This is a genomic window from Streptomyces asiaticus, assembly GCF_018138715.1.
Classification (GTDB): domain Bacteria; phylum Actinomycetota; class Actinomycetes; order Streptomycetales; family Streptomycetaceae; genus Streptomyces; species Streptomyces asiaticus.
On the sequence record NZ_JAGSHX010000006.1, the window covers coordinates 6,936,961 to 6,950,104 of the forward strand.

Here is a 13,144-nt window from a genome sequence, read left to right on the forward strand (position 1 = left end):
TCATGGACACCGTAGGGATCGACGCGTGGGCCGTCAAGGGTGGCGCGATGCCGACGAATTCAGCGTCGGGTGAGTGTCGGGTGAGTGGCGTCACCCGGTCGGCGCCCTTGACCGGCGGCCGATGGCTGCCTTACGGTGAACTCGTTCACGAATGTAGATGACGATCAGAAACGTGCACGCGGCGTCGGTGGGTGACGACGGGTCGGTGTACACGACAGGGAGAAGCCCGTGACCTCAGCTTCACTCGCCGAGCGCCTTGACGGACTGCTGTTCTTCCCCGTGACCGCCTACGGTCCCGATGGCGCCCTGGACCTGGAGATCTACCGCGCGCACGTCCGCGCCGGGATCGAGGCGGGGGCTGGCGCCGTCTTCGCGTGCTGCGGCACGGGCGAGTTCCACGCCCTGACGCCCGAGGAGTTCCACGACTGCGTCGTGGTCGCCGTGGAGGAGGCCGCCGGGCGGGTGCCGGTGGTCGCGGGCGCCGGGTACGGGACCGCGCTGGCGATCCAGTACGCCAAGCTGGCCGAGCGGGCCGGTGCGGACGGGCTGCTCGCCATGCCGCCGTATCTGGTCGTGGCCGATCAGGAGGGGCTGATCCGCCACTACAGCGCCCTCGCGGGCGCGACCGACCTCGATATCATCGTCTACCAGCGGGACAACGCGGTCCTGGCCCCGGACTCCGTGGCCCGGCTCGCCAAGGTGCCCGGCATCATCGGCCTCAAGGACGGCATCGGCGACCTCGACCTGATGCAGCGCGTCGTGAGCGCGGTGCGGGCCGACGCCCCCGACGAGGGCTTCCGGTACTTCAACGGGCTGCCGACCGCCGAGCTGACCGGCCTCGCCTACCGCGGCATCGGCGTGACGCTCTACTCCTCCGCCGTCTTCTGCTTCGTCCCCGAGGTCGCCCTCGCCTTCCACAAGGCGCTGACGACGGGCGACGACGAGACCGCCAACAAGCTGCTGGACGGCTTCTACCGGCCGCTGGTCGAGCTCCGCAACCAGGGCCGCGGCTATGCGGTGTCGCTGGTCAAGGCGGGGGTCCGGCTGCGCGGGCTGGACGTCGGCGAGGTGCGGCCGCCGCTGAGCGAGCCCAGCCCCGCCCACGTCAAGGAGCTGGCCGAGCTGATCGAGCGCGGCATGGCGCTGGTCGGGGACGGCGACGGGGACGCGGACAAGGGCGGGAACGAGGGCGCGGACGGGGAGGCGCGGTGAAGGCTTCCGCCTTCGTCTACCCCTGGGACGTCGTCGGGGACCCGGACGCCGCGCGCCGCATCGCCGACCTCGGCGTCCAGCAGGTGACGCTGGCCTCCGCCTACCACTCCACCCGGGCCCTGACCCCGCGCCACCCCGGCCACCGGATCGTCACCGCCCGCCACGCGGCCGTGCTCTACCCGCCGAGCGCGGAGCGCTGGCAGGGGCGCGAGCTGCGGCCGTACGAGCAGTCATGGGTGCCCGGCGACGATCCGTACGGGGAGGCGGCCGCCGCGCTGGCCGACGCCGGTCTCGAGGTCCACGCCTGGGTGGTGCTCGCGCACAACACCCGGCTGGGCGAGGAGCATCCGCGCATCACGGTGCGCAACGCCTATGGCGACCGCTACCCGTGGGCGCCCTGTATCGCCCGCCCCGAGGTGCGCGCCTATCTGGTGGGCCTGGCCGCCGAGGCCGCCGTACGGCCCGGCGCCCGCGGCATCGAGCTGGAGTCCTGCGGCTGGTACGGGCTGGCCCATCTGCACGCCCACGACAAGATCGGCGGGGTGCCGCTGGGCGGCGCCGGCCAGTACTTGATGTCGCTGTGCTTCTGCGAGAGCTGCGAGGCGGGCTACGCCGAGCTGGGCGCCGACCCCGAGGAGCTGCGCGAGCTCGTCGTGCGCGCCCTGCGGCCGGTGTGGACGGGCGAGGCGACCGCGGACGGCGGTGACCGCGCGGGGGAGTGGGCCGAGGTCGAGAAGCTGCTCGGCGCCGACCACGCCGCGCTCTTCGCGGCCTGGCGCAACCGGATCGCGAGCGGTCTGCGGGCCGAGGCCGTGGCCGCCGTAAGGGCCGCGGCGGACGAGGACTTCCAGGTCCTGCTGCACGCCGACCCGGCCCCGCACCGGCTCGGGGCCAACGTGGGCGTGGACCCGGCCGATGTGCTGGCTCAGGCCGACGGGGTCGTACTGCCGTGCACGGGGGGCGAGGCAGTGCGCTCCGGGGTCCTGCCGCCGTTCGTCCCGTACCGGACCGAACGGACCGTGCTCGCCGCCAACTTCACGGTGGTGGCGGGGATGGGTGGCAGCCCGGCGACGCTGGCCCGGGACGCGGCTCACGCGGTGGAGCTGGGCGCGGACGAGCTCCGGCTGTACCACGCCGGTCTGGCCTCGGACCAGGACCTGGCGGCCGTCCGCACGGCCCTGGCCGAGCTGAGCTGAGACGAGCTCGGAGACGCGCAGATCCGGCCCGGGATGGGCGCGGGTCCGTGGCAATGTACGGCTCCGCCGCGGCCGTGTCGCCCATGCGGCTGTGTCGCCCGTGCGGCTTCGCCGCATGGGCGACCGGCCACGACGGCGCCGCGGACAATCGACGGCAGGTCAAGGCACTTCCAGCGGAGCGCCTGGCGGGTTTCCGGGACGGCCCGGCGGATTATCGGAAGCGCGACACCCGGTGGCATCGCCACGATCGAGGGGTGTCGACGAAACGGACCACCACCACCTCACACCGCAGGCCCATCGCGCTGATGTCCCTGGGACATGCCTGCGTGGACATCTACCAGGGAGCGGTGGCCGCGCTGGTGCCGTTCCTCGTCTCGGAACGGGCCTACGGCTACGCCGCCGCCTCCGGCGTCGTACTGGCGGCCTCGCTGCTGTCGTCCGTCGTACAGCCGCTGTTCGGCGCGCTCACCGACCGGTGGGCCATGCCGTGGCTGCTGCCGGTGAGCACGCTGGTGGGCGGCGCGGGGGTGGCGCTGAGCGGGGTCACCGGCTCCTACGCGGCGACCCTGGCGGTGGTCGCCGTCTCCGGGATCGGCGTCGCCGCGTACCACCCCGAGTCCGCCCGGGTGGCCCGGCTCGCCAGCCGGGGCAGCCACACCGCGATGAGCTGGTTCTCCCTCGGCGGCAACATCGGCTTCGCCGCCGCGCCGCTCGCGGTCGCCGCCGTCATCGCCACCGGCGGTCTGCGCGCCTCCCCGCTGCTGGTCCTCCCCGCCGTCGCCGGAGCCGCCCTGTGCGCGGCCGCGCTACGGGCGCTCAGGGCCCCGGGCGCGGCGGCCGGGCCCGCGCGGGCGAGCCGCGGGGGAGAGGGGCGGGACGACTGGCCCTCCTTCCTCCGGCTGTCCGGCGCCATCATGTGCCGCTCGATCGTCTTCGTCGGGCTGAGCGCGTTCATCTCGCTGTATGTGCGCGAGCGCGCGGGCGGCGGCGAACTGGCCGGTACAGCCGCCCTGTTCGTGCTGTACGCCGGCGGTGCGGTGGGCACGGTGGTGGGCGGCGGGCTCGCCGCCCGCCACGGCCGCGTCCCGGTCGTCCGGTGGTCGTACGCCCTGACCGTCCTCGCCGTCGCGGGCGTCGTCCTCGTCCCCGGCCCGGCGCTCTACCTCTGCGTGGCCCTCGCCTCGGCCGGGCTCTACGTGCCGTTCTCCCTGCACGTCACCCTCGGCCAGGACTATCTGCCCCGCCGCGTGGGCACCGCCAGCGGGGTCACCCTGGGCCTGACCGTCAGCGTCGGCGGCCTGGCCAGCCCCCTCATCGGCGCCCTGGCCGACGCCACCACCCTCCAGACTGCCCTGTCCCCCCTGATGGCCCTCCCCGCCCTCGGCTGCCTCCTCCTCCGCCCCCTGCGGGAACCCGCCCTCCCCGGAGCCATCACCCAACGCCCCCACCCGGCCGAGGCTCCTGAACGGGCGTAAGGGCGGGACGCGCCCGGCTCGGCGCTCTCGGCCAGTTTTGTCAGAACCGTTGACGAACCCCAGGGGCCGCCCTAATTTCATCGCGTCGTACTTCGTATGTCATATATGAGACGCGATATGTGAGATCTGAGAGCATCCATGGACATCGCCCCGAGCCCGATCCCCTCCCGTACCCAATACGTGCTGGAGGCGGTCAAGCACGCGATTCTCACCGGCGGGCTGCGGCCCGGGCAGGCGTTGGTGGAGGCCGAACTGGCCGCGCAGTTCGGGGTGTCCAAGACGCCCGTGCGGGAGGCGCTCAAGACGCTCGCGGGGCGGGGGCTCGTGGTGATGAGCGAGTACAAGGGGGCCACGGTCAGGACCGTGGACACCGCGATGGCGCACGCCGTCTACGACGTGCGGCTGCTCCTGGAGCCCGAGGCGCTGCGCCGGACCGTGGCGGCGCGGGCCGGGCTGGAGGACGCCGGGGCCGCGCTGGAGCGGTCGGACGCGGCCGCCGATCCGGCCGGGCGGTCGCTCGCCAACCGCGACTTCCACCGGGCGCTCTATCTGCCCTGCGGGAACCCCCTGCTGACCCGGATGCTCGACGAACTGCGCGACCAGGCCGCGCTGGTGTCCGCCATCGCCTGGCAGGCGGTGCCCTCCTGGGAACAGGAGGCCCGTGAGCACCGGGAGATCCTCGCCCGCGCGCTCGACGGCGACGCCGACGGCGCGGCCCGCGCACTGCACGAGCACATCGCCTCCTTCGTCCGGCGCGCCTTCCCGGACGGGGAGTAGCACCCGGCGGCCCCGGCCGCCGACCCCAGCACCCAGCACCCAGCGCACAGCACTCAGCACCATCCGAACAGCTCGTCCCGATGCCCAACATCGAGAGAAAGGGTTCGTATGGACTACTCACCGCTGAGGACGGCGCTCGCGGACGTCGTGGCGATCCCGGTGACCCCGTACGACGCCGAGGGCGCCGTGGACCGCGCCGCCTACCGGGCCCTGCTCCGCCGGCTCCTCGACGGCGGGGTCAAGGCCGTCACCCCGAACGGCAACACCGGGGAGTTCTACGCCCTCACTCTCGCAGAGCGGCGGCTGGTCACCGAGCTGACCGTCGAGGAGGCCGCCGGGCGGGCCACCGTGCTCGTCGGGGTCGGCCATGACGCGGCCACCGCGGTCGAGGCCGCCCGCCACGCCCGCGCCGCCGGAGCCGACATGGTGATGGTCCATCAGCCGGTGCATCCGTACGTCGCCCAGGACGGCTGGATCGACTACCACCGCACCATCGCCGAGGCCGTCCCCGAACTGGGCGTGGTGCCGTATCTGCGCAATCCGCTCATCGAGGGCGCGGCGATCGCCCGGCTGGGTGAGGCGTGCCCCAATGTCATCGGGGTCAAGTACGCGGTCCACGACGCCACCCGCTTCGCGGCCGTGGCGCGCGACGCGGGGCTGGACCGGTTCGTCTGGGTGGCCGGGCTCGCCGAGCTGTACGCGCCCTCGTACTGGGCGGTCGGCGCCACCGGCTTCACCTCGGGCCTGGCCAACGTGGCCCCCAACGTCTCGCTCAACATGCTGGGCGCGCTGCGCGCGGGGGACTACCCGGGCGCGATGAAGGTGTGGGAGCAGATCCGGCGGTTCGAGGACCTCAGGGCCGAGCGCCAGTCCGCCAACAACGTCACGGTGGTCAAGGAAGCGCTTGCCGCGATGGGCCTGTGCCGGCGCGACGTCCGCGCCCCGAGCAAGCCGCTGCCCGAGCCGAGGCGCGCGGAGGTCGCCGCGATCGTCGAGGGGTGGTCGGTATGAGTACGCGGCGGAGCGCGCGCAAGCGCCCCGACGAGCTGCGCAGCCACCAGTGGTACGGCACCGACGGCCTGCGCTCCTTCAGTCACCGGGCCCGCACCCGGCAGCTCGGCTATCTCCCCGAGGAGCACCTGGGCAAGCCGGTCATCGCGATCCTCAACACCTGGAGCGACATCAACCCCTGCCATGCGCATCTGCGCGACCGCGCCCAGGCGGTCAAGCGCGGGGTCTGGCAGGCGGGCGGCTTCCCGCTGGAGTTCCCGGTCTCCACGCTCTCCGAGACCTTCCAGAAGCCCACCCCCATGCTCTACCGCAACCTCCTCGCCATGGAGACCGAGGAGGTGCTCCGCTCGTACCCGGTCGACGGCGCCGTGCTGCTGGGCGGCTGCGACAAGTCCACCCCGGCGTTGCTGATGGGCGCGGCCAGCGCCGACCTCCCGGCGGTCTTCGTCCCGGCCGGGCCGATGCTGCCCGGCCACTGGCGCAATGAGGTGCTGGGCTCGGGCACCGACATGTGGAAGTACTGGGACGACAAGCGGGCCGGGCTGATCGGCGACTGCGAGATCTCCGAGCTGGAGCGGGGGCTGGCCCGTTCACCCGGCCACTGCATGACGATGGGCACCGCCTCCACGCTGACGGCCGCCGCCGAGGCGCTGGGCGTGACCGTGCCCGGCGCCTCGTCCATCCCGGCCGTGGACTCCGGGCACGACCGGATGGCCGCGGCCTCCGGGTTATGCGTGGTCGAGCTGGTCTGGCAGGACCTCAGGCTCTCCGAGCTGCTCACCCGGGAGGCGTACGAGGACGCGGTCGCGACCGTGCTCGCCCTGGGCGGCTCCACCAACGCGGTGATCCATCTGATCGCCATGGCGGGCCGGTCCGGGGTGCGGCTCACCCTCGACGACTTCGACCGGATCGCCCGTACCGTCCCCGTACTGGCCGATCTGCGGCCCGGCGGCCAGTACTTGATGGAGGACTTCCACTTCGCGGGCGGGCTTCCGGGCTTCCTCTCCCGGCTGACGGACGTCCTCCACCTGGACCGCCCCACCGTCGCCCATCCCACCCTGCGCGAACAGCTCGACGGCGCCCTGGTGCACAACCCCGAGGTGATCCGGGACCGCGACCGCCCGCTGGCCGAGGAGGGCGGAGTGGCGGTGCTGCGCGGCAATCTGTGCCCCGACGGCGCCGTCATCAAGCACATCGCCGCCGAGCCCCGGCTGCTGAAGCACACCGGCCCGGCCGTGGTCTTCGACGACTACCGGACGATGCAGGCCACGATCAACGACCCCGGTCTCGGCATCACCGAGGACAGTGTGCTGGTGCTGCGCAACGCCGGACCCCTCGGCGGCCCCGGAATGCCCGAGTACGGGATGCTGCCGATCCCCGACCATCTGCTGAAGCAGGGGGTGCGGGACATGGTGCGGATCTCCGACGCCCGGATGAGCGGCACCAGTTACGGGGCCTGTGTGCTGCACATCGCACCCGAGTCGTATGTCGGCGGCCCGCTCGCGCTCGTCCGCGACGGCGATCCGATCACCCTCGACGTCGCGGCGCGGGTGCTGCGGCTGGAGGTGGACGACACCGAGCTGGAACGGCGCCGGGCGCGGTGGACGGCCCCGCCGCCCCGCTATGAGCGCGGCTACGGCGCGCTCTACCAGGAGCAGATGACCCAGGCCGACACCGGCTGCGACTTCCGGTTCCTGGCCCGCCCCGGGGCGGTGCCCGAACCGTACGCGGGCTGAGCGAATTTTTTTGTACGGGATACCGAACGTCATTCGGTAAGCGCTTCACGGAAGCGCTTCACCAGACCCCGCACCTCTGAGACCAGACCCCGCACCCCTGAGAACGGAGAAGCAGTCATGGCCCACGCCGTGGCGAAACCACCCCGGGTCACCCGGTGCCGTACGGGAGGACCGGCCCGCCGCCTCCCGTATCTGCTGATCGCCCCCGCCGGGCTGCTGATGCTGGGCTTCATCGCCTATCCGATGCTCAGCGTCCTCTACTACAGCCTGCGGAACTACAACGTCACCAAGCCCTGGCGGAACGGCTACGCGGGCCTGGACAACTTCACCCGGATCCTCACCGACGACCCGCAGTTCTGGGACACGCTCGTCTTCAGCGGCAAGTGGGTCGTCACCGAGGTGCTGTCGCAGCTCCTGCTCGGCCTCGTCCTCGCCCTGCTGGTGAACCAGACCTTCCTCGGCCGCGGTCTCGCCCGCGCCCTGGTCTTCTCGCCCTGGGCCGTGTCCGGGGTGCTGACCACCACCATCTGGATGCTGCTCTACAACCCGTCGACCGGCATCAGCCGCTATCTCGCGGACGCGGGGATCGGCACCTACGGCACCTCGGTGCTCTCGGACACCGGGACCGTCTTCTGGGCCGCCGTCGTCGCCGAACTCTGGCGCGGCGTCCCGTTCTTCGCGATCCTGCTCCTCGCCGACCTCCAGTCCATCCCCAGGGACCTCTACGAGGCGGCCTCGGTCGACGGCGCGGGCCGGGCGCGGCAGTTCCTGCACATCACCCTGCCGCATCTGAAGGACGCGATCATCCTCTCCACGCTGCTGCGCGGCGTCTGGGAGTTCAACAACGTCGATCTGCTCTACACCCTCACCGGCGGCGGACCGGCCGGGCAGACCACCACCCTTCCGCTGTACGTCGCCAACACCGGGATCAACGGCCACGACTTCGGCTACGCCTCCGCGCTGACCACCGTCGCCTTCGTGATCCTCCTCTTCTGCTCGATCCTCTATCTGCGCCTGAGCACGTTCGGAGGCGAGGCCAAGTGACCGCCGCACTCGCCGAGCAGGACACCCTGCCCGCCGCCGCGGCCACCCCGCCGCCCGCCGCCCGCGGAAGGCGCCGGCGCGGATCCGACCAGGGCGTACCGCGCTGGCAGATCTATCTGCCGCTGGGCCTGTATCTGCTGTTCACCCTCCTCCCCTTCTACTGGATGCTGCTGTTCGCGCTGCGCCCCGCGGGCTCGAACGCGCTGGTGCCCTGGCCGGTCACCGGTGAGCACTTCCAGAAGGTGTGGAACGAGCGCAGCTTCGGGATCTTCTTCCAGAACAGCATGATCGTCGGCGTCGCCTCGCTGGTGATGACGACGGCGGTCGCGCTGGCCGGGGGCTATGCCCTCGCCCGCTTCGAGTTCCGGATCAAAAGGGGCTTCATGCTGGCGCTGCTGGCGTCGCAGTTCATCCCGGGCGCGCTGATGCTGGTGCCGCTCTTCGAGATCTTCAAGAACCTTCAGATGATCAACTCGCTGGGGAGCGTGGTCATCGCGGAGACGGTCTTCCAGCTGCCCCTGTCGATCATCCTCATCAGCGGCTTCATCAAGAACGTGCCGGTGTCACTGGAAGAACAGGCATGGGTGGACGGCTGCGGCCGCTTCCGGGCCTTCTGCGCGGTGGTGCTGCCGCTGCTGCGCCCCGGACTGATCGCGGTCGGCTCCTTCGCCTTCGTGCACAGCTGGAACCACTTCCTGTTCGCGCTGATGTTCCTCAGCTCCCAGGACAAGCAGACGATCCCGGTCGGCCTGAACACCCTCATCGGGGCGGACAGCGTCGACCTGGGCGCGCTCGCGGCGGGCGGGGTGATCGCCGCGGTGCCCGTGGTCATCGTCTTCGCCTTCATCCAGAAGTGGCTGATCACCGGCTTCAGCGCGGGGGCGGTCAAGGGCTGAGCGAAACCTGACCCGTTGGGTCGGCGGAACGAGCATTCGCGAACGAGTCGGACAAGGAGGTCCGAGCATGGGTACGGCCCCGGAACCGAATGAACCGAATGAACCGACGGAGCCGCAGGAACCGATACCTCTCGTCCTCGCGGGAGCCCGCGGGCATGGGCGCCGGCATCTGGACAACATCCGGCGGCTGACCGCCGAGGGAAAGGTCCGCCTCGCCGGGGTGTGCGAACTCGCGCCGCTCACCCGGGAGGAGCTGGGCGACGGGCTCGGCGAGCCCGAGCAGTCCGCCGACCTCGCCGCGCTCGTGACCCGCACCGGCGCCCGGATCGCCGTCATCTGCACCCCGATCCACACCCACGCCGACCTCGCCCTCGCCGCCGCCGAACGCGGTGCGCACCTTCTGCTGGAGAAGCCGCCCACACCCTCGTACGCCGAATTCACCCGGTTGAGCGAAGGACTCCGCGGATACGGAACCGCTTGCCAGATCGGCTTCCAGTCGCTCGGCTCCCACGCCCTGCCCGCCATCCGGAAACTCATGGCCGACGGCCGCATAGGGGCGATCCGCGGCATCGGCGCGGCCGGGGCATGGGCCCGCGACGAGGACTACTACACCCGCGCCCCCTGGGCAGGACACCGCACCCTCGACGGCCGTGACGTCGTGGACGGCGTCCTCACCAACCCCCTCGCCCACGCCGTGGCCACCGCCCTGCACCTCGCCGACGCCGACCGGGCCGAGGACGTGGCCGGTATCGAGCTGGAGCTGTACCGGGCCAACGCCATCGAGGCCGACGACACCTCCTGCGTACGGATCCGCACCACCCACGGCACCACCGTGGCCGCCGCCGTCACCCTGTGCGCGGAGGAGCCCGGTGAGCCGTATGTGGTCGTTCACGGCGACCGGGGCCGGATCACCTTCTGGTACAAGCTGGACCGGGTCCGTGTCGAACGCGACGGGGCGCCGCCCGAGACCACCGGCCACCCGCGCACCGATCTGCTGGACAACCTCGTCGCGCAGCTGCGCGACGGCACCGAACTGCTCGTTCCCCCGGACCGCACCGGCGCGTTCATGCGCGTGGTCGAGGCGGTCCGCACCGCCCCCGCACCGGTCCCGCTGCCCGCCGACGCCTGGCGCACCGAGCCCGGTGCGGGCGTCACCGCGCGAGCGGCCGAGCGGCGCGTGGTGACCGGCATCGACCGACTGGTCACCGCCGGCGCCGAGCGCCTCGCCCTGTACTCCGAACTGCGCGCCCCCTGGGCCGCTCCCCCCACGGAGGTCCCGCACCCATGACACCCCTGACCCCCTCCAACCCCCTGACCCCCTCCACCCCGCTCACTCCCTCCCTCACCCGCCGTCCCCCGTGCACCCTGCTGCGCCATGAACACCGGGTCGTCGGGACGTATGTGCACCGCCCCGAACTGCCGGGCACGGTCGCGCCGCACCCGTATCTGCACCCCGTGCGCACCCTCGGCGGCGTCACCGTCACCGGGCTGCGGCCCGCCGAGGATCCGGCCCATCTGGGGGTGTCCATGGCCATCCCGGAGGTGGCCGGATGGAACTTCCTGGGCGGCTCCGGCCGACGGGACCACCACGGCAGTCAGCGTCACCTCAGCTGGCTGCTGCGCGACCCCGACGGATTCGTGGAAGAGCTGTCGTGGACGGCCGGTGGGCGGCAACTGCTGCTGGAGCGGCGCACGGTGGCCGTACGGTCCCTCGGCACGGAGTGCTGGGCACTGGACTTCACCTCGGCCCTCACCAATGTGACGGGCGAGGAGATCGCCCTCGGCGGAGCGGGTCATGCGGGTGGCTTCTTCTGGCGCGTCCCCCGGCGCCCCGAGCCCGCGCACGTCTTCGGCGCCGACGGCGAGGGCGAGGCGGCGGTGCACGGACGGCCCGCGGACTGGCTGGCGCTGGCCACCGACGACTGGACGCTGGTCTTCGTCGGCGCGACCGGCGCCACCCGGGCCGACCCGTGGTGGGTCCGCACCGGCGACCACCCGGGCGTCGGCTCGGCCCTGACCTGGCAGCGCCCCCTGCCCATAGCCCCCGCCGACACGGTCACCCGCCGCATCGTCACAGCGATAGCCGACACCCGCCTGACCCACCCGGAGGCAGCCCGCCTGGCAGCCCACCTCTCCGACAGGGGAGCGGCGGTATGAACACCGGTTGTGGGCAATCGTCCCTCCCCCAGCTACCGCTGGGAGGTGCCCCCCGGCGGGACGGGTGGGCACAACCGACCCGCACACGGCCACGGGCCCCAGTCACAACGGCGCGCTCCCTACGGCCAGCAACCGCAAGGAAACCCACAAAGGAGAGGGACAGCTAGCCATGAACCCACGCACCCGCAGACCGCACCGCACCGCAACCGCCCTGGCCGCAACCCTCACCCTCGCCCTGACAGCCACCGCCTGCGGCGACGACGGCTCGACCACCGGTGAGGAAGGCTCCGGCAAGGGCACCATCACCTTCTGGGACAACAACGGCGGCCCCCGCACCAAGATCTGGAAACAGATCATCGCGAAGTTCGAGGACAAGAACCCCGACATCACGGTCACGTACGTCCCGATCCCGATCGCCAACGTGCAGTCGAAGTACGACACCGCGATCCAGAGCGGCGGCGACAGCCTGCCCGACGTCGGCGGCGTGGGCACCGCGTATCTGGCCAACCTCGTCGCCCAGGGCGCCCTCGACCCCGTGACCGACCGCATAGGCGACAGCGCCCTCAAGGGCAAGCTGATCAAGAACATGGTCGAGAGCGTCCGCACGGCCGGAGGTGACGACAAGGAGCTGTACTCCGTCCCGACCTCCGCCAACCAGGGCACCCTCTGGTACCGCACCGACCTCTTCAAGGCGGCGAAGCTGCCCGCGCCCGACAGCTGGGAGAACTTCTACAAGGCCGCCGACGAGCTGACGGACAAGGGCCGGAACAAGTTCGGCTTCACCCTGCGCGGCGGCGCGGGCTCGATCGCCCAGGCGCTGGACATGATGTACGCCCAGTCCGGCATCTCGTCCTTCTGGAACGGCGGGGACGGCGCAGACGGCGGGGACAGCGGGCACGGCGACAAGACCACCCTCAACGACCCGAAGAACGTCGCGGCACTCGAGAAGTACATCGCCCTCTTCAAGAAGGTCACCCCCGCCGCGGACCTCAACAACGACTTCGCCAAGATGGTCGCCCAGTTCGACCAGGGCGATATCGGGATGCTCCAGCACAACCTCGGCAGCTATGTGGACCACGTACGCCTGCTCGGCAAGGACAAGATCGCGGGCATACCGCTGCCGCCGTCCCGGCAGGGTGCGGCGCGCACCATCGTCTCCAACCCGGTCGACGGCCTCGGGCTGTTCAAGTCGAGCAAGAACAAGGCGGCGGCCTGGAAGTTCATCGAGTTCGCGGCCTCCCCGGAGATGAACAGTCTCTGGAACGAGGACGTCGGCGCCATCCCCGCCAACGTCGGCGCCGCGGACGACGACTGGATCGCGAAGGCCCCGCCGACCAAGGCCGCGCTGGAGTCGCTCAACGATCCGCGGACCAAGGTCGTCCAGCTCCCGTACTACCTCCCGGACTGGAACAACATCAGCAAGGCCGACAACGAACCCAGCTTCCAGAAGGTGCTGCTCGGCAAGATGACCGCCAAGGCGTTCTGCGACAAGGTCGCCAAGGAGCTCAACGCGGCACAGGCGGACTGGAAGAAGCACCGGAGCTAGCGTTCGGGCCCCTCGAGTCCTCTATGAACTCCATGTATACGTGCGGTGTATAGTGCTCGCAGTTTGTGCTGCCAACTTTACGTATGTGGGCGGA

Annotated in this window: 11 protein-coding genes; all 11 read left to right on the top strand. The window is 71.5% G+C overall.

Annotation, left to right across the window (positions count from 1 at the left end; genetic code table 11):
• Positions 1-228 precede the first annotated feature (228 nt).
• The 11 genes from KHP12_RS37430 (at position 229) to KHP12_RS37480 (ending at position 13,050) form a co-directional block, all read left to right on the top strand.
• The gene (locus tag KHP12_RS37430) at positions 229-1,212 is read left to right on the top strand and encodes a 5-dehydro-4-deoxyglucarate dehydratase (protein ID WP_211834148.1); all 984 of its coding nucleotides are present in this window, start codon (positions 229-231) and stop codon (positions 1,210-1,212) included.
• Positions 1,209-2,408, top strand: coding sequence for a hypothetical protein (locus tag KHP12_RS37435; RefSeq protein ID WP_211834149.1), 1,200 nt, complete (start codon positions 1,209-1,211; stop codon positions 2,406-2,408). Before KHP12_RS37430 ends, KHP12_RS37435 begins: the two co-directional genes overlap by 4 nt.
• 305 nt (positions 2,409-2,713) lie before the next feature.
• Positions 2,714-3,883 carry an MFS transporter gene (locus KHP12_RS37440; protein ID WP_210610377.1) on the top strand — a complete coding sequence of 390 codons (1,170 nt, stop codon included), beginning with the start codon at positions 2,714-2,716 and terminating at the stop codon, positions 3,881-3,883.
• A gap of 138 nt (positions 3,884-4,021) precedes the next feature.
• The gene (locus KHP12_RS37445; protein ID WP_086885897.1) at positions 4,022-4,660 is read left to right on the top strand and encodes a GntR family transcriptional regulator; all 639 of its coding nucleotides are present in this window, start codon (positions 4,022-4,024) and stop codon (positions 4,658-4,660) included.
• Positions 4,661-4,768: 108 nt separating this feature from the next.
• A complete protein-coding gene (locus tag KHP12_RS37450) occupies positions 4,769-5,671 on the top strand; it encodes a dihydrodipicolinate synthase family protein (RefSeq protein ID WP_211834150.1) in 903 nt (300 codons plus the stop codon).
• Positions 5,668-7,407: an L-arabinonate dehydratase gene (araD, locus tag KHP12_RS37455; protein WP_211834151.1), complete on the top strand. Its 1,740-nt coding sequence runs from the start codon at positions 5,668-5,670 to the stop codon at positions 7,405-7,407. The genes KHP12_RS37450 and araD overlap by 4 nt, the downstream gene beginning before the upstream one ends.
• 117 nt (positions 7,408-7,524) lie before the next feature.
• Entirely contained in the window at positions 7,525-8,451 is a 927-nt protein-coding gene (locus KHP12_RS37460; RefSeq protein ID WP_086885894.1) for a carbohydrate ABC transporter permease, read from the top strand.
• Positions 8,448-9,347 (top strand): carbohydrate ABC transporter permease, encoded by a 900-nt coding sequence (locus KHP12_RS37465; protein WP_086885893.1) that lies wholly within the window; start codon positions 8,448-8,450, stop codon positions 9,345-9,347. The genes KHP12_RS37460 and KHP12_RS37465 overlap by 4 nt, the downstream gene beginning before the upstream one ends.
• Positions 9,348-9,414: 67 nt before the next feature.
• Positions 9,415-10,635, top strand: coding sequence for a Gfo/Idh/MocA family protein (locus tag KHP12_RS37470; RefSeq protein ID WP_210609163.1), 1,221 nt, complete (start codon positions 9,415-9,417; stop codon positions 10,633-10,635).
• Positions 10,632-11,504, top strand: a complete 873-nt coding sequence (locus tag KHP12_RS37475; protein WP_210609162.1) for a DUF6807 domain-containing protein — start codon at positions 10,632-10,634, stop codon at positions 11,502-11,504. Before KHP12_RS37470 ends, KHP12_RS37475 begins: the two co-directional genes overlap by 4 nt.
• Positions 11,505-11,673: 169 nt before the next feature.
• Complete coding sequence (locus tag KHP12_RS37480) at positions 11,674-13,050, top strand: ABC transporter substrate-binding protein (RefSeq protein ID WP_086884826.1); 1,377 nt, start codon at positions 11,674-11,676, stop codon at positions 13,048-13,050.
• The last annotated feature ends 94 nt before the right edge of the window (positions 13,051-13,144 follow it).